This is a genomic window from Massilia sp. TWR1-2-2, assembly GCF_049897565.1.
Taxonomy (GTDB): domain Bacteria; phylum Pseudomonadota; class Gammaproteobacteria; order Burkholderiales; family Burkholderiaceae_D; genus JAFCUW01.
Genome location: NZ_JAFCWM010000030.1, coordinates 1 through 22,493, shown reverse-complemented (window position 1 = coordinate 22,493; position 22,493 = coordinate 1). Strand labels below are relative to the sequence as shown.

Genomic DNA, 22,493 nt, shown 5'->3' with positions numbered 1-22,493 from the left:
TAGTCAATAAAACCTGATTGTAGCGGATAGGCCGCCTGAATGGTTCATTCTTGGCCAGAAACGCCATCCAGAACGGCGTTCCCGGCCGGAAAATCGGCGCCGCCGGCGCACAGGCGCTGCAGCATGGCCGGCTTCGGCGCGGCCGCATAACCGTCCTCGAAAGCGAGCACGGCCAGGCCGTGCGCCTGGGCGAAGCGCAGCAGTTCGCCGCGCGCCAGCAGGAAGGCGCGATTACTCGGCTTGCCCAACGTCTCGTTGCCAATGGCGAAGGTTTCGTAGAGCAGCACGCCGTCCGGGCGCAGGCTGGCCGCGATCTGCGCCAGCAGCGATCGGTGCAGGTAATTGGTGACGACGATGCCGGCAAAGCGGCCGGCATCGAACGGCCAGGCGGCGCCGTCGGCTTCGAGGTCGTACTGCATCGTCGTGATGCCGGGGCCGGCGGCCAGCGCCAGCGCGTCGGCATCGCGGTCGAGCGCGGTCACCGGGTGGCCGAGCGCGGCCAGGTGGCGCGCGTGGCGCCCGCTGCCGCACGCCAGGTCGAGTACTTCGCCGGGCGGGATGATAGTCGCGAAACGCGCGACCCAGCTTGACACTTGCGTTTGCGGGTGGGATAGCATCACGAGTACGCCAGGCCCATCGCCTCGCGCACGTCGCGCATCGTTTCCTGCGCCAGCTTGCGGGCGGTGTCGCAGCCGTCGGCGACGATCGCGCGCACCAGGGTCGGGTCGTCCAGGTATTGCTGGGCGCGTTCGTGCATCGGCTCCTGCTCGCGCACGATGGCGTCGATCACCGGCTGCTTGCAGTCGAGGCAGCCAATGCCGGCGCTGGTGCAGCCGTTCACCACCCACTCCTTGGTGGCCTGGTCCGAATAGACTTCGTGCAGCTGCCAGACCGGGCACTTTTCCGGCGTGCCGGGGTCGGTGCGGCGCACGCGCGCCGGGTCGGTCGGCATGGTGCGCACTTTCCTGGTGACGGACGCCTTGTCCTCGCGCAGCGCAATCGAGTTGCCGTAGCTCTTGGACATCTTGCGCCCGTCCAGCCCGGGCAGGCGCGACGCCGCCGTCAGCTTCGCCTGCGGCTCGACCAGGATCAGCTTGCGGCTGCCCTCGAGGTAGCCGAACAGGCGTTCGCGATCGATCATCGAGATGCTCTGGGCGTCGTCGAGCATCGCGCGCGCCTGTTCCAGCGCGTCGTCCTTGCCTTCCTGCTGGTAGTCGGTGCGCAGCTCGACATACAGCTTGGCGCGCTTGCTGCCGAGCTTCTTCACCGCTTCCATCGCCTTCTCTTCAAAGCCTTTTTCCTTGCCGTACAGGTGATTGAAGCGGCGCGCGATCTCGCGCATCATTTCGATGTGCGGCACCTGGTCTTCACCGACCGGCACCTGGCTGGCGCGGTAGATCAGCACGTCGGCCGCCTGCAGCAGCGGGTAGCCGAGAAAGCCGTACGTGGCCAAGTCCTTGCTCGTCAGGTTGTCGATCTGATCCTTGTAGGTCGGCACCCGCTCGAGCCAGCCGAGCGGCGTGGCCATCGACAGCAGCAGGTGCAGCTCGGCATGTTCCGGCACCTTCGACTGGATGAACAGCGTGGCCTGCGACGGATCGATACCGGCGGCAAGCCAGTCGATCAGCATTTCCCACACGCTCTTTTCGATGATGGCCGGATCGTCGTAGTGGGTGGTCAAGGCATGCCAGTCGGCCACGAAGAACAGGCACGGCTGCGACGACTGCATCGTGACCCAGTTCTTCAAGGCGCCATGGTAATGGCCGAGGTGCATCGAGCCGGTTGGGCGCATGCCGGAAACGACACGTTCGGGATACATGATTAGTTGAGCAGAAAGGAAAGGGGGCTGGTGATCAGGCCCAGCACGAACTTGGTGGCGGCGCTCATCGGCACGAACCAGTAGTTCAGGATATTAAAATATAACAGGCCAAGCACGATGAAAAAGCCGTACGGCTCAATCTTGGCGAACTTGTATGCCAGCCGGTTCGGCAGCATGCTCGTCAGGATGCGCCCGCCGTCGAGCGGTGGAATCGGCACAAGGTTAAACACGAACATCAGCACGTTGACGACAATGCCGGCGTGCGCGACCTTGTGGGGAAACGATTCGCCGACGTGCGTGGCGGTCAGCACGATGGCCAGCACCAGCCAGCCGAACGCCATGACGAAATTGGCCGCCGGCCCGGCCAGCGCCACCCAGGCCATCTGCTTTTTCGGATTGCGCAGGCGGTTGAAGTCGATCGGCACCGGCTTGGCGTAGCCGAACACGAACGGCGTGAACGCGTACATCAATATCGGCAGCAAGATGGTGCCGAACGGATCGATGTGGCGCAGCGGATTGATGCTCATGCGGCCGGCCGCGTAGGCTGTGGTGTCGCCGAAATACTTGGCCGCGTAGGCGTGCGCGGCTTCGTGCAAGGTGATGGCAAAGATGACCGGCAGCGCATAGACGGAGATCGCCTGGATAATTTGGTTCATGGGTGCGATTCTATCAGAGCAGGATCGTCGGCCGACCCGGCAGGTGGAGGTTGGAGGGCAAGCCTTACAGGCCGAACATGGCGGCGTCGCCGCGGCCCTGGCGCACCAGCACCGGCTCGTCGCTGGACAGGTCGATGACGGTGGTCGGCTCCATCGAGCAGGCGCCGCCGTCGATGATCAGGTCGATCTGCTTGGCAAGCAGCTCGCGGATTTCTTCCGGGTCGTTGAGCAGGACGTCGTCCGGTGTGATCAAGGTGGTGCCGATCAGCGGCTGGCCCAGTTCGGCCAGCAGCGCCTGGGCGATGGCGTTTTCCGGCACGCGCAGGCCGATCGTCTTGCGCGACGGATGCGACAGCCGGCGCGGCACTTCGCGGGTCGCTTCGAGGATCACCGTGTACGGCCCCGGCGTGGCGGCCTTGAGCAGGCGGAACTGCTTGTTGTCGACGCGCGCGTATTGGGCGATTTCGGACAGGTCGCGGCACAGCAGCGTCAGGTGATGCTTTTCGTCGATGCCGCGCACGCGGCGCAGCTTTTCCACTGCCGCCTTGTCATCCAGATGGCACACCAGCGCATAGCAGGAATCGGTCGGCAGAGCGACGATGCCGCCGCTGCCGACGATTTGCGCGGCCTGCTTGATCAGGCGCGCCTGCGGATTGTCCGGGTGGATCTGGAAAAACTGACTCATGTAACTCCTGTTAGCGAACTTGAAGGTTCTGCAGCGCGGCGATGCGCTGTTCCATCGGCGGGTGGGTGGCAAACAGCGCGCCCCAGCCGGTGTTGCCGCCGGAAATGCCGAACGAGTTCATCCCCTGCGGCAGTTCGCCCGGAGCAATGCCGCCAAGCCGCGCCAGCGCACGCTGCATCGGCACAGGGCTGCCGAGCAGCTTGGCCGAGCCGGCGTCGGCGCGAAATTCCCGGTGGCGCGAGAACCAGGCGACGATGATGGAGGCGACCAGGCCGAACAGGATTTCGCACGCGAACACGGTGACCATGTAGCCGACGCCGAGGCGCTCGCCATTGTTGCGCAGCAGCACCTTGTCGACGAAGAAACCGACCACGCGCGCCAGGAATACGACGAAGGTATTGACGACGCCCTGGATCAACGTCAGCGTGATCATGTCGCCGTTGGCGACGTGGGCGATCTCGTGGCCGAGCACGGCTTCGACCTCGTCGCGATTCATGTTTTCCAGCAAGCCCGTGGAGACGGCGACGAGCGCCGAGTTCTTGAAGGCGCCGGTGGCAAATGCGTTCGGCTCACCGTCGTAGACTGCCACTTCCGGCATGCCGATGCCGGCGCGGTCGGCCAGCTGGCGCACCGTGTTGACCAGCCACAGCTCGGTCGAGCTCGAGGGATTGTCGATGACGCGCGCGCCGGTACTCCACTTGGCCATCGGTTTGCTCACCAGCAGCGAGATGATCGAGCCGGTGAAGCCGACCACGACCGAAAACACCAGCAGCGCGCCGACGTCGATGCCGGCGCCGGTGACCGCCCTGCCCACGCCCAGCACGTTGAGCACGAGCGAGAGCACCAGCACGACTGCGAGGTTGGTTGCAAGGAACAGGACGATGCGTTTCATTTATACAGGCTCCAAGGCGCACAACCGGGGTCTGAAGCCCGGGGGCCAGACCACAGACGCGACGCATGATTAGTGATGACACAAGGTCAAGGTATGGCCGCTACTGCAGAATTTCAAGAGGAGCGTCAGAACCAGTCATGCCACACGGGCTTGAGGCCTGACGGCAAAGGCGGCAGCAGCGCGAATTCCGCGCGTGACTCGCCGGGCGCGTGGAAGTCGGTGCCGCGCGAGGCGAGAAAGCCGTAGCGCCTGGCAAGTTCGGCGTACAGAGGGTACTGGTCCGGCGTGTGGCTGCCGGTGACCACTTCGATGGCGGTGCCGCCCATCTGCTTGAACTCGTCGAACAGCGCCCCTTCGGCCACCGGGCTGAACTTGTAGCGGCCCGGGTGCGCGATGACGCCGATGCCGCCGGCGGCGGTGATCCAGCCGAGCGCCTGCTCGAGCGAGGCCCAGCGATGCGGCACGTAGCCCGGCTTGCCTTCAGTGAGGTATTTGCGGAACACGTCGGGAATGTTGGCGCAGACGCCGATTTCGACAAGATAGCGGGCAAAGTGGGTGCGCGACATCAGGTCGGGGTTGGCGACATACTTGAGCGCGCCTTCATAGGCGCCGGGGATGCCGGCACGCGCCAGTTGCGCCGCCATCTCGCGCCCGCGGGCGTCGCGCCCGTTGCGGGTGTCGGCCAGGCCCTGCAGCAACACCGGGTTGGATTCATCGATGCGCACGCCGACGATGTGGACGGTCTGGCCGGCCCAGGTGATCGAGATTTCCACGCCGGGAACGAACTGCAAGCCCACATCGGCCGCCGCCACGCGCGCAGCGGCGATGCCGCTGACCTCGTCATGGTCGGTCAGGCCCCAGACGTCGACCCCGGCCTTGCGCGCGTACTGCGCCACCGCGGCAGGCGCCAGGACGCCGTCGGAAACGTTCGAGTGACAGTGTAAATCTACGTTCAGCATGGAAAAAATATGGCTTGCAATCAGCAGCTTAGTGGCGAAACGTCCATTGTACGCTGTAGGGGTCGGACCTCGGTTTTTCTGCGTGCCGGGGGCGCTGCTAGCCCGCTGCCGCCACAAAATCCTCAATCAATCTTGCCAGCTGTTCTGGCTGGTCGTGGTGCAGCATGTGGCCGGCGTCGGCGATCATCGCCGCCTGCACGTTCTGCAGGTGGCCGAGCCGGCGGTCGACCTCGATGCGCGCCTGCTCCTTCGGCCCCATCCATTGCCACATGTTGGTGTCTTCGGCCTCGACCCACAGCACCGGCGCGCAAATGGCGCTCCAGCACGCCATCATTTCCTCGATCCGGTACAGGATCGGACTCGGCTTCTTGTGCGCCGGGTCGCCCAGAATCTCCCATTCGCCGGCGTCGTTCTGCGCCGACCAGTGCGGCGCGAGGAAGGCGGCGCGCTGGTCCGACAGGCGCGGATTGGTCTTTTGCAGGCGCCCTGCCACCGCTGCCACGCTCGGGTAGGTGCGCAGCACCGGCGGCTCGCGCAACTGCTCGAGCCATTTGGCGTACTGGCGCGGCGCCTGTTCCGGCCGGGTCGCCGGCATGCCGAAGCCTTCCAGGTTGATCAGGCGGCGCACGCGCTCCGGCCGCACCCCGGCGTAGATGCCGGCGGCGTTGCCGCCCATGCTGTGGCCGAGCAGGTTGACCGCCGCGTTCGGCGAATAATGGTCGAGCATGACGTCGAGGTCGGCAATGTAGTCGGGGAACCAGTACGTGTCGGCGTGGGCGCGCTCGGTCAGGCCGAAGCCGCGCCAGTCGGGGGCGATGACGTGCCAGTCGCCGGCCAGGCTGTCGGCGACGAACTGGAAAGAGGCGCCGACATCCATCCAGCCGTGCACCATGAAGATGATCGGCGCGTCGTCCGCGCCCCAGTGACGCACGTGGGTGCGCAAGCCGCGCACGGTGATGAATTCGGATCGGGAAGGTTTCATGGGCTGCCTGGAATGAATAAAAGAACGACCGTTCGAATTATACGCCGCTGTTGATTTCTTGCCATACGGCCCCATTTGCTCTCGTTGGACCGCAACGCGCCCGACGGCGTAAAATACCCCCATTCCAACGAACCCTTCCCTACACACTATGGCTATCTATCAACTCGGCGACGACGCACCCCAGATCGATCCTTCGGCATGGGTCGCAGACACGGCCAACCTGATCGGCAAGGTCAAGATCGGCGCCAACGCCACGGTGTGGTACGGGGTGACGATCCGCGGCGACAATGAACTGATCAACATCGGCGCCGACAGTAATGTGCAGGAAGGAACCGTGATGCATACCGACATGGGCTTTCCGCTCGACATAGGCGTCGGCGTATCGATCGGCCACCAGGCCATGCTGCACGGCTGCACGGTCGGCGACGGTTCGCTGATCGGCATCCAGGCCGTCGTCATGAACGGCGCCGTGATCGGCAAGGGTTGCCTGGTCGGCGCCGGCGCCCTCGTTACCGAAGGCAAACAATTTCCGGACAACACGCTAATTCTCGGCAGCCCGGCGAAGGCCGTGCGCACGCTGGCCGAGGCCGACATCGCGCGCCTGGGCGACATCGCCGCCGGCTACGTCGCGCGCGGCAAGCGCTACCGGACAGAACTGAAAAAAATCGGATAACACATGCTCAAAGACATCAACACCAGCCAAGACACCCTGCAAAAATTTATCTTCGACAATGCCGCAGTCAAGGGCGAGTTCGTTGAAATTTCCGACACCTGGCGCGAAGTCCAGGCCCGCCACGATTACCCGGCGGCCGTCAAGACCGTGCTCGGCGAGATGCTCGCGGCGGCCGCGCTGCTGTCGGCCAATTTGAAATTTAACGGCGCCATCATCATGCAGATCCATGGCGACGGCCCGGTGCGCCTGCTCGTCGTCGAGTGCGACTCGGACCTGCGCCTGCGCGCCACCGCCAAGCTCGGCGAAGGCGTCACCGTGGCCGACGGCGCCAGCCTGACCGACATGCTCAACGTCAGTGGCAAGGGCCGCTTCGTCATCACGCTCGACCCGCTCGAAAAGATGCCGGGGCAGCAGCCGTACCAGGGCATCGTCCCGCTCGACGGCGACGACATGGCCAGCGTCATCGAAAACTACATGCTGCGTTCCGAGCAGCTCGACACGCGCCTGTGGCTGGCCGCCGACGGCACCGTCTCGCGCGGGCTGCTGCTGCAAAAACTGCCGCGTCACAGCGGCAAGGAAGACCAGGTCGAGCAGGCCAGCGAAGCCGACGAGCTCGAAACGTGGAACCGCGCCGTCATGCTGGCGTCGACACTGAAGCAGGACGAGCTGCTGTCGACCGACATCCAGACCTTGATGAACCGGCTGTTCTGGGAAGAGACGATCCGCGTGTTCGAGCCGGCGCATCCGCAGTTTTTCTGCAGCTGCACGCGCGAAAAAGTCGGCAACATGCTCAAGATGCTGGGCCAGCCAGAAGTCGAGGAAGCGCTCGCCGAGCTCGGCCACCTCGGCATCAACTGCGACTTTTGCGGCAAGCACTATGATTTCGACAAGGTCGATTGCGCGCAGCTGTTCGCCAGCGACACGCCGGTCGAAACCTTGATCGCCGCCAGTGACATCAAGCACTAAGGACACCATGCGCGATTCGCCCCGCTCGTCATTCCCCCACTTCCTGGCCATTCCGACCAGGTGGATGGACAACGACAGTTACGGCCACGTCAACAACGTCGCCTACTACTCGTATTTTGATACGGCGGTGAACCAGTTCCTGATCGAGCGCGGCGTGCTTGATATTCACAATGGCGAGATCGTCGGTTTCGTGGTCGACTCAGGCTGCACGTACTTCAGCTCCATAAGCTTCCCGGACACCATTCACGCCGGCATCCGCGTGGCCAAGCTGGGTAACGCCAGCGTGCGCTACGAAATCGCCCTGTACCGCAATGACGATGTCCTGCCCTGCGCGGCCGGGCACTTCGTCCACGTCTACGTCGAGCGCAGCAGCAATCGGTCGGTGCAGATTCCGGCGGCGGCGCGCGGCGTGCTCGCAACTATACGCAGCGAAACGCCGACGACCTGATTGCGATTACAACGGGCGCTTTCAGGCACCTGCGCCACGCACGTTAGATGTCGCGTTGAACGGCTGCGTCTGGCCAACCAATCCGTGCCGCACGGCGCAGGCTGGCTTTGACGACCAGGCGATGGAACGGAGCAATGACAAGCAAGTAGGCTCTTCCCAGCAGATTGTGGCAGTGGACAACGGTGGAGATAGTGAGCTGGCGACCATCTGCCGCCCCCCTGGAGCATAGCACCGAGACCCTGAAATCGAGGTGCTTGTCGTCCTCCCCCAATACGATCTCGGTCTCGCTTGTGCTGTACACCTTGAAGATGCCGACACGGTCAGCCTTCGCGCCGCTGGCGAGCGTTGCCAGATGCCTGGCGGTCTTCAGACCAAAGCGGGCGACGATGATGTCCCGGATGCCCGTGAGGTTGCGTACCCACGACGGCTGATGCGAGAAGATGAAACGGGCCAACAGGTCGGGGTCGCTGGATGCACCGGGCGGGAGCCGGATCGCAAATGCATCCGCGAGATTCACCCCTTTGTACAGATGGGTTACAGCAGACTGCGCGGGCAGCACAACGGCAGTTGCGAGCGTGAATTCGTTTGGCATATCGGCTTCTCCCAAATCTGACGCACATTGGCGCTAGACATCAAGTATGCACCGACACTTTCTAACAGGCAACCAAAAGTCGGCATGCACCTGATGATCCATTTCGATGTTTGAGCGAGGTACGCACCTGCACAACTTGCTTCTTCTCAGCGCCGATAGCCTGCTTCGTGTTGGCTGCGCAAAGCGAGTACAAAGACTGTGTCGATGTCATCCACGTACCGGTATAAAGCGACGTATCCGTGCGGTTTGCGTCCGATGACGAGTTCGCGGTTGCCCTTGACGACTGGTCGGCCGATCAGTGGATTGTGGCTCAAGGTATATCCTCCGTTGATCGGCTCAAATGCAGCACACTCATGCTACTTGAGCCATTCAGGCTGGTCAACCTGGACCACCATGGGGCAGCGTGTAGTCGAACTCGTAGGAGTGCTCGCCTTCCACTATTTTCAGCGCCATCGTGCCGGCGATACCGGTCAGTTCGTCAGTGCCGGAATCGGTCACAACGGAAATCGTCAGCTGCTTTGTCCCGCCGCTCATCGTTCCGGTGTGATGGATCGCGAAGCTGCCCTTCCTCCCTTTCAATGTGCCGCTGATGCGTTCAATGGCGACGTAAGCCGCCGAGCCTTGCGTATCGGTCACGGCCGTCAGCATCTGACCGTTACCTGTGGCGACGAGGTCGCCGGCGTACTGCTTGTCGAGCTGCATGCGGCCAAACGCGGTCCGCCCCTCGTGTTCCGGCGCCCCTGCCGGCGTCATCGTCACCGCGAATGGTCCGTTGGCGTGCTGTGTCATGCGAGAAGCTCCTTGAATGTTGACCGCGGTGGTAGCTGCGATGGCTGGGTTGGCGAATTGGAGGCAAGCAAATATAGTCGCTACGCTGCCAGCGAAATGGAATAAAGTCATCTTTTTTCTTTTACAAGTGAAGGATCGGGTCGAACACATGCACTCTACTGGCCAGAATCGAGAACATATTGGATAAAGCCGACACCGCGCACGCGCCGAAAGGCGTGGTCGATCCCGCCGGCGCCGCCCGGCGAATTCGCCTGGCGACCTATCCGCCGTCGCTGCCGCTGCAGACCTTCGTCGATTACTTCTGGCTGGTGGAATGGGACATGACCGGGCGCGCGCCCGAATTGCAGCGTGTCCTGCCGTATCCGAATGCCCACCTGGTTTTCGACCAGGGCCGGACTGCGATTCACGGCGTGGTGCGCGGCGCGTTCGACAGGAAAGTCGAGGGAGCTGGGCGTGTCCTCGGCGTGCGCTTCAAGCCTGGCGGCTTGCGTCCCTTCATCGGCTTCCCGTTATCCCGGCTGGCCGACCGAACGATGCCGGTCGATGGCGTCCTCAAAAAATCTGGCGCGCAGGCGGAGCAACACGTGCTCGGCCAGAAGGATGACGTGTCGATGGTGGCGGCGGCGCAGGCCTTGTTGATGGCCGCGCTGCCGGCACCGGATCCGCGCGCGGCGATTGCCGAACACGCAGTGGCGGCCGCGGCGGCGACGCGCGGCCCGATCAACGTTGCGGCCTTGTGCGAGCAGGTCGGCATCGAAGAGCGCGCGCTGCAACGGCTGTTCAGCAATTCCGTCGGCGTGTCGCCGAAATGGGTGATCCAGCGGTTTCGACTGCAGGAAGCGACATGGCGCCTGAGCGCGCAAGCGCCCGTCGACCTCGCCGATCTGGCGTGCGAACTGGGCTTTTTCGACCAGGCGCATTTCACCCGCCATTTCACGGCGCTGGTCGGACAATCGCCGATGGAATATTGGAAGTCGCAACAGGTCCGGCAGTGATGCGAAGAAGCAGGGATGGGTGCTGCCGAAGCGCAATCAGGCTTAGGCAGCAGGGGGCTGACCCGGTGTTTCATTTTGGGTCAGACCCCGGATTTGCCGCCCTCAGCCAATCCCGGTAATTCGGGCTGTGACCCCAACGCCGGGTCAGACCCCTGCTGTTGCGGTGACATGGCTTCTGTCTTCGTCCTCCAGGCTAGTGCGCGGCCGGTTTCTGTCCTTCGGGCACCACCTTCGGTGGCGGCGCCGGCGTCTTCGATTCGGCCGGCTTGCCGTTGACGCCCAGCACCTGCACGTAGATCTCGTTCGACTTGATCATGCCGAGCTCGTAGCGGGCCCGCTCTTCGACCGCGCCGGTGCCGTCCTTGAGGTCGCGCACTTCGGATTCGAGCTTGGCGTTGCGCGCCTTGAGCTCGTCGGTCTTGCGGTGGCTCGCCGCGACCTGGGTTTCCAGGTCGGACACGCGCAGCCAGCCGCCCTTCTTCCCCAGCCATAAGGGATACTGGATCAGCAGCAGCAGGGCGACGAGGACGAGGGTAATGAGGCGCATATGTGGAAACCGGCCAGCAAGGCTGGCCGGTTGGTCTCGGAATTACTTCAGATTATAGAACGCGTCGCGGCCCGGGTAGCTGGCAATATCGCCCAAATCTTCCTCGATGCGCAGCAACTGGTTGTATTTCGCCATGCGGTCCGAACGCGACAGCGAGCCGGTCTTGATCTGCAGCGCATTCATGCCGACGGCGATGTCGGCAATGGTCGAATCCTCGGTCTCGCCCGAACGGTGCGAAATGACGGCGGTGTAGCCGGCGCGCTTGGCCATCTCGATCGCCGCGAAGGTCTCGGTCAGGGTGCCGATCTGGTTGATCTTGATGAGAATCGAGTTGGCGATGCCCTTCTGGATGCCTTCTTTCAGGATCTTGGTGTTGGTGACGAACAGGTCGTCGCCGACCAGCTGCACCTTCTTGCCCAGCGCTTCGGTCAATATCGCCCAGCCTTCCCAGTCGCCCTCGGCCATCGCGTCCTCGATCGAGATGATCGGGTACTTGTCGACCCAGGTCGACAGCATGTTGGTGAAGTCGGTGCTTGAGAGCTGCATGCCCTCGCCTTGCAGCACGTACTTGCCGTCCTTGTAGAATTCGCTGGCGGCGCAGTCGAGGCCGAGCGCGATCTGGGTGCCAGGCTCGTAGCCGGCCTGCTCGATGGCCAGCATGATCAGCTTGATCGCTTCTTCATGGTTGGCGACCGACGGCGCAAAGCCGCCTTCGTCGCCGACCGAGGTTGCCAGGCCGCGCGCGTGCAGGATCTTCTTGAGCGTGTGGAACACTTCGGCGCCGTAACGGACCGCTTCCTTGAACGACGGGGCGCCGACCGGGATGATCATGAATTCCTGGATGTCCAGGTTGTTGTCGGCGTGCGCGCCGCCGTTGATGACGTTCATCATCGGCACCGGCATCTGCATCGCGCCGGAGCCGCCGAAGTAGCGGTACAGCGGCAGGCCGGCTTCTTCGGCGGCGGCCTTGGCAACGGCCATCGACACGGCCAGCATGGCGTTGGCGCCGAGGCGGCTCTTGTTTTCGGTGCCATCGAGGTCGATCAGGGTGCGGTCGAGGAAGGCCTGCTCGTTGGCGTCCAGGCCCATGATGGCTTCGGAGATTTCGGTGTTGATGTTCTCGCAGGCCTGCAGCACGCCCTTGCCGAAATAGCGCTTCGGGTCGCCGTCGCGCAGCTCGATCGCTTCGCGCGAACCGGTCGAGGCGCCGGACGGCACCGCCGCGCGGCCCATCACGCCGGACTCGAGCAGCACGTCGCATTCGACGGTTGGATTGCCGCGCGAATCGATAATTTCACGGCCGATAATATCAACGATAGCACTCATGTTTTTAGTCTCCGAAGGGTAAGTAATCTTGGCGCTACGGCGGGGTCAGACCTGGGTCTGACCCCGATGGGTCGGACCCAGGCTTAGGCGAAGCTGGTTTCGATGAAGCCGGCTTTCTTGACGATGCGGTCGAGGTCGACCAGGGTCGACAGCAGCTCTTTCATGCGCGCCAGCGGCATCGCGTTCGGGCCGTCGGACAGCGCTTCGGCCGGATTCGGGTGCGTCTCCATGAACAGGCCGGCGATGCCGGCCGCCACCGCGGCGCGCGCCAGCACCGGGATGTGCTCGCGCTGGCCGCCGGACGAGGTGCCCTGGCCGCCAGGCAGCTGCACCGAATGGGTGCCGTCGAACACGACCGGGCAGTTCGATTCGCGCATGATGGCCAGCGAACGCATGTCGGACACCAGGTTGTTGTAGCCGAACGAGACGCCGCGCTCGCACGCCATGAAGTTGTCTGGGTTCAGGCCAGCCTGTGTGGCCGCCGCGCGCGCCTTGTCGATGACGTTTTTCATGTCGTGCGGCGCGAGGAACTGGCCCTTCTTGATGTTGACCGGCAGGCCGGTCTGGGCGCAGGCGACGATGAAGTCGGTCTGGCGGCACAAGAATGCCGGGGTCTGGATCACGTCGACGACCGCGCACACGGCCGGCAGCTCTTCGATCGTGTGCACGTCAGTCAGCACCGGCACGCCGATTTCGCGCTTGACGTCGGCGAGGATCTCGAGGCCCTTGTCCATGCCCGGACCACGGAAGGTCGAGCCCGACGAGCGGTTGGCCTTGTCGAACGACGACTTGTAGATGAAAGGGATGCCAAGCGCCGAAGTGATTTCCTTCAGCGCGCCGGCGGTGTCCATCGCCATCTGGCGCGACTCGATCACGCAGGTGCCGGCGATCAGGAAAATCGGCTGGTCGAGGCCGACGTCAAATCCGCAAAGCTTCATGCTGCGTCTCCTTGCAAAACTGGTTCGGTGACGGCGCGCAGGGCCGGCGCGGACGCCGCAGCCTTGTGCGCGAGCGCTGCCTTGATGAACGAAATGAACAGCGGGTGGCCGGTACGCGGGGTCGACTTGAACTCCGGGTGGTACTGCACGCCCATGTACCACTGGTGCACACTGCGCGGCAGTTCCATGATTTCGCACAGGTCTTCGGTCGGGGTGCGTGCCGACACGATCAGGCCGGCCGCTTCGACGCGCGCCAGATAGTGGTTGTTCGCTTCGTAGCGGTGGCGATGGCGCTCGGTGACGACGCTGCCGTAGATTTCGGCGGCCAGCGTGCCAGGGTTGACCGCGCAGGTCTGGGCGCCCAGGCGCATGGTGCCGCCCAGGTCGGAGCGCTCGTCGCGCTTTTCGACCTTGCCGTCGTGGTTCTGCCACTCGTTGATGAGGGCCACGACCGGCTGGTCGGTGTCCGGATCGAACTCGGTCGAGTTGGCGTTCGCCATGCCGGCCATGTGGCGCGCGTACTCGATCAGCGCGACCTGCATGCCCAGGCAGATGCCGAGGTAGGGGATGTTGTTTTCACGCGCAAAACGGGCGGCCATGATCTTGCCCTCGACGCCGCGCTTGCCGAAGCCGCCCGGTACCAGGATTGCATCGTACTTGGCCAGGTGGGCACAGCCCTTGGTCTCGATGTCTTCCGAATCGAGGTACTCGATGTTGACGCGGCTTTCAGTATGGATGCCGGCGTGGCGCAGCGCTTCGGTCAGCGACTTGTACGACTCGGTCAGGTCGACGTACTTGCCGACCATGCCGATGGTGACGTCCGTCTTCGGATTTTCCAGCGCGTGGATCAGCTTGGTCCACATCGACAGGTCGGCCGGCGGCGCTTCCATGCCGAGCGCTTCGAGGATGATCTCGTCGAGACCCTGGTCATGCAGCACCTGCGGCACCTTGTAGATGGTGTCGACGTCCCACACCGAGATGACGGCCGCTTCTTCGACGTTCGAGAACAGCGAGATCTTGGCGCGCTCGTCGGCCGGAATCGGGCGGTCGGCGCGGCACAGCAGCGCGTTCGGCGAGATGCCGATCTCGCGCAGCTTTTGCACACTGTGCTGGGTCGGCTTGGTTTTCAGTTCGCCCGCCGAGGCGATGTACGGCACCAGCGTCAGGTGCACGAAGGCGGCCGACTTGCGGCCGGCGCGCAGCGACAGCTGGCGCGCCGCCTCGAGAAACGGCAGCGATTCGATGTCGCCGACGGTGCCGCCGATTTCGACCAGCGCGATGTCGGCGCCTTCGGCACCGCGGTAGATGTAGTCCTGGATCTCGTTGGTGATGTGCGGAATGACCTGCACCGTCTTGCCGAGGTACTCGCCGCGGCGTTCCTTGCGGATCACCGATTCGTAGATCTGGCCGGTGGTGAAGTTGTTCACCTTTTTCATGCGCGTGCTGATGAAGCGCTCGTAGTGGCCGAGGTCAAGATCGGTCTCGGCGCCGTCGTCGGTGACGAACACTTCGCCATGCTGCAACGGACTCATCGTCCCAGGATCGACGTTGATGTACGGATCGAGCTTGAGCATGGTGACTTTAAGGCCGCGCGATTCGAGGATCGCGGCGAGAGAGGCGGCGGCAATCCCTTTTCCAAGGGAAGACACAACGCCACCGGTGACGAAGACAAATTTGGTCATTGCAGATGGTGCCGAACGGCACGTGCGGGAAATTGAAATTATACCTTAAACCGGCCAAACCTTCGGCAAAACAAGGCAAATTGCCACCAGCGCCGCGTGGTCGGGCGAGCCCTGTCGCGTGGCCCATGCACGGCGCGCCGGCGCCGTACGCCGGCGCGGGAGTGTGCGCGAGCGAACAGACCCATGCGTGCGCTTAACGCATGCTGGTTCTTTTTACAAGGAGGCCACCATGTCTTATCTGAACCGCGACACCCTCGGCATGTATTCGAACAAGAACCACAAAGGCCCAGGTCCTGAACTGATGGGCGCCGACACGCTGATTGGCGATCACGTCCACAACCTGAAAAATGAACACCTTGGCGAGATCAAGGAATTCATGCTCGACATGCGCAGCGGCAAAGTCGCCTACGTCGTGATGTCGAGCGGCGGCGTGCTGGGGATTGGTGAAAAGCTGTTCGCGGTGCCGTTCCAGGCCCTGACGCTGGACCCGGCAAATCACCGCATGACGATGAATATGGACAAGGCCAAGATCGAGTCCGCGCCCGGCTTCGACACCGACAACTGGCCCGACATGGCTGACCAGAGCTGGGCCAGCCAGATCCACGGCTACTACGGCACCGGCGCGGCGTAACAGGCAAGCTGCAACAGACCGGGCTAGCAAAAAAGCTGGGGTCAGGTCTGACATTCGGACATTCACGCGTGAATGTCCGAATGTCAGACCTGACCCCAGCGTTTCGTTTGCCCCAGCGATTCCTCAGCAGAAATCGCGGCTCTGGGTGCCCAGCCGGCCCAGCAGCGCCGACATGTCCACCAGCCGCTTGGCCACCAGGTGGCGCACCTGCCCTTCCCGTTGCCACACGCCGTACACGCCCAGCAGCGGCGCGCGCAGCACTTCGCGGCGCTGCTCTTCCACCAGGCTCGGCCAGACGATGACGTTGACATTACCGGTCTCGTCTTCGAGCGTCAGGAACAGCACGCCCTTGGCCGTGCCGGGCCGCTGGCGCACGGTGACGATGCCGCAGGCGCGCGCCAGCTGGCCGTTCTTGTAGTCGTGCAAGGTGGCCGCCGTCATGAAGCGCTGCTTGAGCAATTGCGGTCGCAATAGCGCCAGCGGATGGCGCCCCAAGGTCAGCCCCTGCGAGCGGTAGTCGCCGACGATCTCGTCGCCCTCGGTCGGCGCGCGCAATTGCGGCGTCGCCTCGTCAGGCGTGGTCGGGCGCAGCAGGTCCTTGTCCGGCACGGCGCCGACCGCCTGCCACAGCGCCTGGCGACGGTTGCCGGCCAGCGACTCCAGCGCGTTCGACGCCGCCAGCACCTGCAGGTCGCCGCGGTCGAGGCCGGCCCTGCGCGCCAGGTCGGCCACGCTGTCGAACGGCCGGATCGCGCGCGCGTCCTCGATGCGCGCGGCGACGTCGCGGCGCATGCCGCGCTGCAACGACAAGCCCAGCCGCACCGCCGGCTGGCTGGCGCGCGACTCGTCGACCTCCTCGAGTGTCGAGTCCCAGCCGCTGATGGCGATGTCGACCGGGCGCACCTCGACGCCGTGGCGGCGCGCGTCCTGCACCAGCTGCGACGGGCTGTAGAAGCCCATCGGCTGGCTGTTGAGCAGCGCGCACAGGAAGGCGCCCGGCTCGTGCCGCTTCATCCACGAGCTGGCGTAGGCCAACAGCGCGAAACTGGCGGCGTGCGACTCCGGAAAACCGTATTCGCCGAAACCCTGGATCTGGCTGAAGATCGCTTCGGCAAACTCGAGCTCGTAGCCACGCTCGAGCATGCCGCCGACGATGCGCTGGTAGTACGTTTCCAGGCCGCCCTTGCGCTTCCACGCCGCCATCGCGCGGCGCAGCTGGTCCGCTTCGCCGGGCGTGAAGCCGGCCGCCAGGATCGCCACCTGCATCACCTGCTCCTGGAAGATCGGCACGCCCAAGGTGCGCTCGAGCGCGGCGCGGATTTCCGGCTTCGGGTAATGCACCGGCTCGAGGCCCTGGCGCCGCTTCAGGTACGGGTGCACCATGCCGCCCTGGATCGGGCCGGGCCGCACCAGCGCCACCTCGATGACCAGGTCGTAGAACTTGCGCGGCAACAGGCGCGGCAGCATGCTCATCTGCGCGCGCGATTCGATCTGGAACACGCCGACCGTGTCGGCCGCGCAGATCATGTCGTAGGTCGGCGTGTCGTCGGGCGGAATGTCCTGCATCTCGAACACGGTGCCGTGGCGCGTGCCGATCAGCTCGAGGCCGCGGCGCAGCATCGACAGCATGCCCAGCGCCAGCACGTCGACCTTCATCAGGCCGAGTTCCTCGAGGTCGTTCTTGTCCCACTCGATGACGCTGCGCTCGGCCATCGTGGCGTTTTCGATCGGCACCAGGCGCGACAGCTTGCCCTGGGCGATGACGAAGCCGCCCGGGTGCTGCGACAGGTGGCGCGGAAAGCCCAGCAGCAGCTGCGCCAGCGTCGCCCACTGCTGCGCCAGGCTCGACTGCGGATCGAGCCCGCTTTCCGCCAGCCGGTTCACCAGGTCCTGCTTGCTGTCGAACCAGTGATGGGTCTTGGCCACTTTTTCGACGATGGCCAGGTCGATGCCGAGCGCGCGGCCACTGTCGCGCAGCGCGCTCTTGGGCCGGTAGCTGATCACCACCGCCGCCAGCGCGGCGCGGGTGCGACCGTATTTATTGTAGATGTACTGGATCACTTCTTCGCGGCGCTGGTGCTCGAAGTCGACATCGATGTCGGGCGGCTCGTTGCGCTCCTTCGAGATGAAGCGTTCGAACAGCAGGTTGGCGCGGGCCGGATCGACCTCGGTGATGCCCAGGCAATAGCACACCGCCGAGTTGGCCGCCGAGCCGCGGCCCTGGCACAGGATGTTGTTGGAGCGCGCGAAGCGGACGATGTCGTAGACGGTGAGGAAATACTGTTCGTAGCGCATCTCGCCGATCAGCGCCAGCTCGTGCTCGATCTGCGCCTGCACCTTGGCCGGGATGCCTTCGCGAAAACGCCGGTGCGCGCCGATATAGGTTTCGCTGCGCAGGTAGCTGGCCGGCGTATGGCCGTCCGGCACCACCTCGTTCGGATATTCGTAGCGCAACTCGTCGAGCGAGAAGGTGCACAGGCGCGCGATGCGCACCGTTTCGGCCAGCGCCTCGGGGGCGTAGATATTGGCCAGGCGCAGGCGCGCGCGCAGGTGTTGCTCGGCATTCTGGGCCAGCTGATAGCCGCACTCGGCCACGGGCTTGCCGATGCGGATCGCCGACAGCGTGTCCTGCAAGGGCTTGCGCGAGCGCACGTGCATGCAGACGTGGCCGACCGCCGTGATCGGCAACGCGTGCTGCCACGCCACTTCCTCGATCGTGGCGCGGTGGGCGTCGTCGTAGGCGCGGTGCAGCAGGTTCAGGCCAATCCAGCTGCGGCCGGGAAACGTCGCCGCCATCCACGCGGCCTGTCGGTGCAGGCGGTCGGCGTCGGCGGCATCGTGACCGGGGTAGGCCGGCAGCAATATCGCCAGGCAATCGGGCATGCCCTGCAGGTGCGCGTGGGTAGGCGGCGGCGCGGCGAAGTCGGCCGGCGTGAGCAGGTAGGTGCCCTTCTCGGTGCGCGTGCGGGCGATGGTGATCAGCTCGGCGAGGTTGCCGTAGCCGTTGCGGTTCTGTGCCAGCAGCACCAGCGACAGCGCCGCGTTGCCGTCGACGTTGTTCAGGTGAAAATGGGCGCCGATCAGCAGCTGCAGGTCGGCTTTTTTCGCCTCGGCGTGGGCGCGCACGACGCCGGCGAGCGAACACTCGTCGGTCAGCGCCAGCGCCGAGTAGCCGAGCTGAACGGCGCGCGCAACCAACTCCTCGGCGTGCGAAGCGCCTTGCAGGAAGGTAAAGTTCGACAGGCAAAACAGCTCGGCATAGTCGGGCAGGCTGGTCGCTGGCGTAGAGGAAGAGGACGGCATGACTTGAGGTGCGGCATTAAAGGACTGTATATAAACCCAGTATAACCCACCGCGCACGCCAAACAAGCAAACCCAAGTGCTGCGCTCGCCTCCTCAGAAAAATCGGGGTCAGACCCGTTTGATATTCGGTCGATCGCGCGCCGGCCTGCTTTTAACCTGGTCTGACCCCGGTTTTGGAACGAGCGAATTACGCTTCCGGGGGCAACGTGGGACACGGTTGAAATCGTTCTTGTCCGCCGCGCTTTTGCCGGATATGATTGCACGCGAAAAACATTATCTAAAAGGTACATGATGAGATTGATGACAACGCTTGGCCTGGCGGCGCTGATCGCCGCTTCCCCTGTCACGTTCGCCGCGGCGCCAACATCGGCGCCGGCGCCGGCTGCAGGCGTCATCACCGTTGGCCACGTCAATGCCGTGTCCGATTTGCTGAAGGCGATGCAGGCGGAAAAGATGATGCGATCGATTACCGGCTCGAGCCGCTACGCCACCGACGCGCAACGCAATACCGCATACGCCAAGCTCGAAAAAGTGCCGCCGGCGCAAATCTATGCGCGCCTGGCCTATCCGCTGGCACGCACCATCAGCGCCGAGACGGCAACCGAGATGGCACGCTTCTATGCCTCCGACTACGGCAAGAAAGTCGTCTACCAGATGTATAACAGCGGGCCCAGCATGCGCGAGCAGCGCGCCCCCGTCGCCACCGCCGCCGAGCGCAAGGACATGCAGCGCGCCGCATTTATCAAGGCCAGCAAGGCGCTGGCCGAGGCGCAAAGCGCCATCCGCCACGAAGGCTTCTTGCTTTTGCAAGCGATCGCCAAGTAAGCTGCCCCTCGGGCAGGAAACGTTCAACTCGTTACCAACACGTCGGGGTCAGACCTAGGTCTGACCCCGATGTTGCACTAGCACAAATTAGGTCGGATAACCTATTCGTTTTGCCTATATCTGGATAACGTTGTGGTATTTTCACACTCGCCGCATCGACACAGGTTCAAGTGTTTAAAATGAAATTTTTCATTTTGGAGAAGCCGCGTGTTCCAGCCAAGTACCCTCCGTAAAGCCATCCTGCTCAGCCTGTACGGCAGCGCCGCCCTCGCCGCCTTTTCGCCCGCCGCCTTCGCGCAGAGCGCCGGCGCCGTCGCCAAGGACGACATGCAGACCGTCAATGTGGTCGGTTCGCGCCGCGCCGCCAACACCTCGGCCACCGAAACGGTAGTGCCAGTCGATTTCATCCCGATGACGAAGATCGCCGAACAGGGAGGCCAGTTCGACCTGGCCCAGACGCTGACCTACATCTCGCCGTCGTTTAACTCGACCCGCCAGACTGGCGCCGACGGCGCCGACCTGATTGACTCGGCAGCGCTGCGCGGCCTTGGCTCGGACCAGACACTCGTACTGATGAACGGCAAACGCCGCCACACGACCGCGCTGGTCAACATCTTCGGCGCGCGCAACCGCGGCAACACCGGCACCGACATGAATGCGATCCCGCTGCTGGCGATCAAAAATGTGCAGGTGCTGCGGGACGGCGCCGCCGCCCAGTACGGCTCGGACGCGATCGCCGGCGTGATCAACATCGACATGAAGAAAAGCCTCGGCTGCGAAACCGTTGTCGGCGCCGGCCAGTATTCGGAGGGCGACGGCCGCAACTACCTAGGCTCGGCCTACTGCGGCCTGCAGGTCGGCGACAAGGGCGTCATCGGCATCACCGCCGAAGTGCTCAACCGCGGCCGCTCGAATCGCGAAGTCGACGACAGCCCGCGCATCATCGGCGATTCGCTGGTGAAGAACCGCACGCTGTACGTCAACGGCGAAATCCCGACCGGCGCCGCCGGCCGCGTCTACTTCACCGCCGGCGTGCAGGATCGCTACGGCTCGAGCGCGGCATGGGGCCGCGGCGGCATCGGCTCGGACGACATCCCGTCGAAAAATTCGGCGGCAATGTACCCGAACGGCTTCGCGCCATTCATCAACGCCGACGTCGACGACCGCTTCGGCACGATCGGCTACCGCACCCGTGCCGGCGAATGGAATGCCGACCTGTCGCAGACCTATGGCTTCAACAAGATGGTCTACAACATCAGCAATACGCTGAACGCGTCGATCGCCAACAAGAATCTGCTGGCCGGCGGCAAAGGCATCAGCCCGAGCCAGTTCAACGCCGGCGGCTTCGAGTTCGAGCAGCTGACCACCAACGCCGACATCAGCCGCTTCTACGGCGACATACTCGGTGGCCTGAACGTCGCGCTGGGCGCCGAGTACCGCAAGGAGAACTACAAGATCTTCGCCGGCGAGCCAGGCTCGTACAACGACGTCGACGGTCTCGGCTCCGGCGGCAACGCCGGCAGCCAGGGCTTCCCCGGCTTCCAGCCGAGCGACGCCACCGACAAGGGCCGCCACAGCAGCGCCGCCTACCTCGACCTCGAGGCCGACGTCACCGACCGCATCAAGCTGCAAGGCGCCGTGCGTTACGAGAAATTCAGCGACTTCGGCTCCACCGTCACGGGCAAGCTGGCCGCTTCGTTCCGCTTGGCCGACGCGGTGCTGCTGCGCGGCTCGGCCAGCACGGGCTTCCGCGCGCCGTCGCTGCAGCAGGTGTACTTCTCGTCGACGTTCACCGACTTCGTCGGCGGCGTTGCCAAGGACGTGGTGTTCGCGCCAAATGGCGGTAACGTCACCAACGCGGCCGGTATTCCAAAACTGAAGGAAGAAAAGTCGAAGAGCTTCACGCTCGGCACGACCTGGACCCCGACGGCGTCGACCTCGGTAACGGCCGACCTGTACCGCATCAACATCGACGACCGCATCGTGCTGTCGGGCCGCTTCGACTCGGACAACTACCCGGCTCTCGGCGACATCCTGCTGAACCTGGGCGTGGCGTCGGCGCAGTTCTTCGTCAATTCGATCGACACGCGCACCCAGGGCCTGGACCTGACGGTGGCGAACAAGAGCGATGTCATGGGCGGCAAGCTCAATACCTTCCTGGCGCTGAACTTCAGCACCACCGATGTGACCAACATCAAGGCGCCGCCATCGCTGGCAGGTTTCGAGGACGTGCTGCTGTCGGAGCGCGAGCGCCTGTTCATCGAGCAGGGCGGCCCGCGCCGCAAGGCCACCTTGGGCCTCGACTACACGCTGGGCAAAGTGAACACGGAACTGAAGATCATCCACTTCGGCCCGCAGTCGCTCGGCACCTTCTCCGGTCCGCCGACGCCGCTGATGAAGTATGAGCCGAAGACGTCGGCCGACCTGGCGTTCACTTACGCGTTCACGCCGAAGACCAAGTTTACCGTCGGCGCGGCCAACATCTTCAACGTCAAGCCAACCGCGCACGATCCTAACGAGACCGACAACGGCTTCAAGTACGAGAGCGTGCAGTTCGGCTTGAACGGCACGTCGTACTTCGCGCGGATGTGGCACAAGTTCTAAGCCGCCGCACTGCCACTAGTCAAACCGGGGTCTGACCGAGCGGGGACTCGGTGCCCCCGTCAGACCCTAATGCCGCTAAGTTAAGCTTTTTTTTCCTCAGTCGTCTTTTTCGTCAATCGTTTTTCGGGATAGCGCTGCGCTACTGCTTTAACGACCCGGGCGAACTTTCGTCCGGGTCGTT

General features: G+C 63.9%; 22 protein-coding genes. 7 read left to right on the top strand and 15 right to left on the bottom strand.

Annotated features, from left to right (window positions below):
- Positions 1 to 44: 44 nt before the first annotated feature.
- From ACP7DD_RS22075 to ACP7DD_RS22045, 7 genes are all read right to left on the bottom strand, one after another.
- Positions 45 to 617: a class I SAM-dependent methyltransferase gene (locus ACP7DD_RS22075; protein WP_426177014.1), complete on the bottom strand. Its 573-nt coding sequence runs from the start codon at positions 615 to 617 to the stop codon at positions 45 to 47.
- The gene (locus tag ACP7DD_RS22070; protein ID WP_426176986.1) at positions 617 to 1,819 is read right to left on the bottom strand and encodes a tryptophan--tRNA ligase; all 1,203 of its coding nucleotides are present in this window, start codon (positions 1,817 to 1,819) and stop codon (positions 617 to 619) included. Before ACP7DD_RS22070 ends, ACP7DD_RS22075 begins: the two co-directional genes overlap by 1 nt.
- A 2-nt stretch (positions 1,820 to 1,821) precedes the next feature.
- A complete protein-coding gene (locus ACP7DD_RS22065) occupies positions 1,822 to 2,475 on the bottom strand; it encodes a site-2 protease family protein (RefSeq protein ID WP_426176985.1) in 654 nt (217 codons plus the stop codon).
- Between the two features lie 64 nt (positions 2,476 to 2,539).
- Positions 2,540 to 3,160, bottom strand: a complete 621-nt coding sequence (locus tag ACP7DD_RS22060) for an L-threonylcarbamoyladenylate synthase (protein ID WP_426176984.1) — start codon at positions 3,158 to 3,160, stop codon at positions 2,540 to 2,542.
- A gap of 10 nt (positions 3,161 to 3,170) precedes the next feature.
- On the bottom strand, positions 3,171 to 4,052 hold the full coding sequence (gene htpX / locus ACP7DD_RS22055; protein ID WP_426176983.1) for a protease HtpX: 882 nt from the start codon (positions 4,050 to 4,052) through the stop codon (positions 3,171 to 3,173).
- 125 nt (positions 4,053 to 4,177) lie between these two features.
- Complete coding sequence (locus tag ACP7DD_RS22050; protein ID WP_426176982.1) at positions 4,178 to 5,011, bottom strand: 3',5'-nucleoside bisphosphate phosphatase; 834 nt, start codon at positions 5,009 to 5,011, stop codon at positions 4,178 to 4,180.
- A gap of 97 nt (positions 5,012 to 5,108) precedes the next feature.
- Positions 5,109 to 5,993 (bottom strand): alpha/beta fold hydrolase, encoded by an 885-nt coding sequence (locus ACP7DD_RS22045; protein WP_426176981.1) that lies wholly within the window; start codon positions 5,991 to 5,993, stop codon positions 5,109 to 5,111.
- A gap of 148 nt (positions 5,994 to 6,141) precedes the next feature.
- On the opposite strand from ACP7DD_RS22045, the gene ACP7DD_RS22040 reads away from it, so the two are divergent.
- Genes ACP7DD_RS22040 through ACP7DD_RS22030 form a run of 3 tightly spaced genes read left to right on the top strand, consistent with a single transcriptional unit; the run spans position 6,142 to position 8,080 of the window.
- Complete coding sequence (locus ACP7DD_RS22040; protein ID WP_426176980.1) at positions 6,142 to 6,666, top strand: gamma carbonic anhydrase family protein; 525 nt, start codon at positions 6,142 to 6,144, stop codon at positions 6,664 to 6,666.
- Between the two features lie 3 nt (positions 6,667 to 6,669).
- Positions 6,670 to 7,632, top strand: a complete 963-nt coding sequence (hslO, locus tag ACP7DD_RS22035; RefSeq protein ID WP_426176979.1) for an Hsp33 family molecular chaperone HslO — start codon at positions 6,670 to 6,672, stop codon at positions 7,630 to 7,632.
- A 7-nt stretch (positions 7,633 to 7,639) separates the two neighbouring features.
- A complete protein-coding gene (locus ACP7DD_RS22030; RefSeq protein WP_426176978.1) occupies positions 7,640 to 8,080 on the top strand; it encodes an acyl-CoA thioesterase in 441 nt (146 codons plus the stop codon).
- Between the two features lie 43 nt (positions 8,081 to 8,123).
- Here the strand turns inward: ACP7DD_RS22030 and ACP7DD_RS22025 are convergent, their stop codons facing one another.
- The 3 genes from ACP7DD_RS22025 to ACP7DD_RS22015 form a co-directional block, all read right to left on the bottom strand.
- Entirely contained in the window at positions 8,124 to 8,672 is a 549-nt protein-coding gene (locus ACP7DD_RS22025; RefSeq protein ID WP_426176977.1) for a DUF2867 domain-containing protein, read from the bottom strand.
- A gap of 146 nt (positions 8,673 to 8,818) precedes the next feature.
- Positions 8,819 to 8,986, bottom strand: a complete 168-nt coding sequence (locus tag ACP7DD_RS22020) for a hypothetical protein (protein WP_426176976.1) — start codon at positions 8,984 to 8,986, stop codon at positions 8,819 to 8,821.
- A gap of 64 nt (positions 8,987 to 9,050) precedes the next feature.
- A complete protein-coding gene (locus tag ACP7DD_RS22015; protein ID WP_426176975.1) occupies positions 9,051 to 9,461 on the bottom strand; it encodes a DUF3224 domain-containing protein in 411 nt (136 codons plus the stop codon).
- 179 nt (positions 9,462 to 9,640) lie between these two features.
- Here ACP7DD_RS22015 and ACP7DD_RS22010 point away from each other — a divergent pair, with 179 nt between their 5' ends.
- Positions 9,641 to 10,456, top strand: coding sequence for an AraC family transcriptional regulator (locus tag ACP7DD_RS22010; RefSeq protein WP_426176974.1), 816 nt, complete (start codon positions 9,641 to 9,643; stop codon positions 10,454 to 10,456).
- A 193-nt stretch (positions 10,457 to 10,649) separates the two neighbouring features.
- Here ACP7DD_RS22010 and ftsB read toward each other — a convergent pair whose 3' ends face one another.
- From ftsB to ACP7DD_RS21990, 4 genes are all read right to left on the bottom strand, one after another.
- Positions 10,650 to 11,003: a cell division protein FtsB gene (gene ftsB / locus ACP7DD_RS22005; protein WP_426176973.1), complete on the bottom strand. Its 354-nt coding sequence runs from the start codon at positions 11,001 to 11,003 to the stop codon at positions 10,650 to 10,652.
- Between the two features lie 42 nt (positions 11,004 to 11,045).
- Complete coding sequence (eno, locus tag ACP7DD_RS22000; protein ID WP_426176972.1) at positions 11,046 to 12,329, bottom strand: phosphopyruvate hydratase; 1,284 nt, start codon at positions 12,327 to 12,329, stop codon at positions 11,046 to 11,048.
- A gap of 83 nt (positions 12,330 to 12,412) precedes the next feature.
- On the bottom strand, positions 12,413 to 13,267 hold the full coding sequence (gene kdsA, locus ACP7DD_RS21995) for a 3-deoxy-8-phosphooctulonate synthase (RefSeq protein ID WP_426176971.1): 855 nt from the start codon (positions 13,265 to 13,267) through the stop codon (positions 12,413 to 12,415).
- Complete coding sequence (locus tag ACP7DD_RS21990) at positions 13,264 to 14,949, bottom strand: CTP synthase (RefSeq protein ID WP_426176970.1); 1,686 nt, start codon at positions 14,947 to 14,949, stop codon at positions 13,264 to 13,266. The genes kdsA and ACP7DD_RS21990 overlap by 4 nt, the downstream gene beginning before the upstream one ends.
- Positions 14,950 to 15,178: 229 nt before the next feature.
- On the opposite strand from ACP7DD_RS21990, the gene ACP7DD_RS21985 reads away from it, so the two are divergent.
- A complete protein-coding gene (locus tag ACP7DD_RS21985) occupies positions 15,179 to 15,580 on the top strand; it encodes a PRC-barrel domain-containing protein (protein WP_426176969.1) in 402 nt (133 codons plus the stop codon).
- A gap of 123 nt (positions 15,581 to 15,703) precedes the next feature.
- Here ACP7DD_RS21985 and ACP7DD_RS21980 read toward each other — a convergent pair whose 3' ends face one another.
- Positions 15,704 to 18,883, bottom strand: a complete 3,180-nt coding sequence (locus ACP7DD_RS21980; RefSeq protein ID WP_426176968.1) for an error-prone DNA polymerase — start codon at positions 18,881 to 18,883, stop codon at positions 15,704 to 15,706.
- 291 nt (positions 18,884 to 19,174) lie between these two features.
- Here ACP7DD_RS21980 and ACP7DD_RS21975 point away from each other — a divergent pair, with 291 nt between their 5' ends.
- Both ACP7DD_RS21975 and ACP7DD_RS21970 read left to right on the top strand, forming a co-directional pair.
- On the top strand, positions 19,175 to 19,708 hold the full coding sequence (locus ACP7DD_RS21975) for a hypothetical protein (protein ID WP_426176967.1): 534 nt from the start codon (positions 19,175 to 19,177) through the stop codon (positions 19,706 to 19,708).
- A gap of 207 nt (positions 19,709 to 19,915) precedes the next feature.
- Positions 19,916 to 22,312 carry a TonB-dependent receptor plug domain-containing protein gene (locus ACP7DD_RS21970; RefSeq protein WP_426176966.1) on the top strand — a complete coding sequence of 799 codons (2,397 nt, stop codon included), beginning with the start codon at positions 19,916 to 19,918 and terminating at the stop codon, positions 22,310 to 22,312.
- Positions 22,313 to 22,493: the final 181 nt, after the last annotated feature.

Bases quoted from the DNA above. Each gene is read 5' to 3' on its own strand.
- ftsB (WP_426176973.1), bottom strand. From the start codon at position 11,003: ATGCGCCTCATTACCCTCGTCCTCGTCGCCCTGCTGCTGCTGATCCAG.
- ACP7DD_RS22075 (WP_426177014.1), bottom strand. From the start codon at position 617: ATGCTATCCCACCCGCAAACGCAAGTGTCAAGCTGGGTCGCGCGTTTC.
- ACP7DD_RS21990 (WP_426176970.1), bottom strand. From the start codon at position 14,949: ATGACCAAATTTGTCTTCGTCACCGGTGGCGTTGTGTCTTCCCTTGGA.
- eno (WP_426176972.1), bottom strand. From the start codon at position 12,329: ATGAGTGCTATCGTTGATATTATCGGCCGTGAAATTATCGATTCGCGC.
- ACP7DD_RS22060 (WP_426176984.1), bottom strand. From the start codon at position 3,160: ATGAGTCAGTTTTTCCAGATCCACCCGGACAATCCGCAGGCGCGCCTG.
- kdsA (WP_426176971.1), bottom strand. From the start codon at position 13,267: ATGAAGCTTTGCGGATTTGACGTCGGCCTCGACCAGCCGATTTTCCTG.
- ACP7DD_RS22025 (WP_426176977.1), bottom strand. From the start codon at position 8,672: ATGCCAAACGAATTCACGCTCGCAACTGCCGTTGTGCTGCCCGCGCAG.
- ACP7DD_RS22070 (WP_426176986.1), bottom strand. From the start codon at position 1,819: ATGTATCCCGAACGTGTCGTTTCCGGCATGCGCCCAACCGGCTCGATG.
- ACP7DD_RS22065 (WP_426176985.1), bottom strand. From the start codon at position 2,475: ATGAACCAAATTATCCAGGCGATCTCCGTCTATGCGCTGCCGGTCATC.
- ACP7DD_RS21980 (WP_426176968.1), bottom strand. From the start codon at position 18,883: ATGCCGTCCTCTTCCTCTACGCCAGCGACCAGCCTGCCCGACTATGCC.
- ACP7DD_RS22050 (WP_426176982.1), bottom strand. From the start codon at position 5,011: ATGCTGAACGTAGATTTACACTGTCACTCGAACGTTTCCGACGGCGTC.
- htpX (WP_426176983.1), bottom strand. From the start codon at position 4,052: ATGAAACGCATCGTCCTGTTCCTTGCAACCAACCTCGCAGTCGTGCTG.
- ACP7DD_RS21985 (WP_426176969.1), top strand. From the start codon at position 15,179: ATGTCTTATCTGAACCGCGACACCCTCGGCATGTATTCGAACAAGAAC.
- ACP7DD_RS22040 (WP_426176980.1), top strand. From the start codon at position 6,142: ATGGCTATCTATCAACTCGGCGACGACGCACCCCAGATCGATCCTTCG.
- ACP7DD_RS22015 (WP_426176975.1), bottom strand. From the start codon at position 9,461: ATGACACAGCACGCCAACGGACCATTCGCGGTGACGATGACGCCGGCA.
- ACP7DD_RS21975 (WP_426176967.1), top strand. From the start codon at position 19,175: ATGAGATTGATGACAACGCTTGGCCTGGCGGCGCTGATCGCCGCTTCC.
- ACP7DD_RS22030 (WP_426176978.1), top strand. From the start codon at position 7,640: ATGCGCGATTCGCCCCGCTCGTCATTCCCCCACTTCCTGGCCATTCCG.
- ACP7DD_RS22045 (WP_426176981.1), bottom strand. From the start codon at position 5,993: ATGAAACCTTCCCGATCCGAATTCATCACCGTGCGCGGCTTGCGCACC.
- hslO (WP_426176979.1), top strand. From the start codon at position 6,670: ATGCTCAAAGACATCAACACCAGCCAAGACACCCTGCAAAAATTTATC.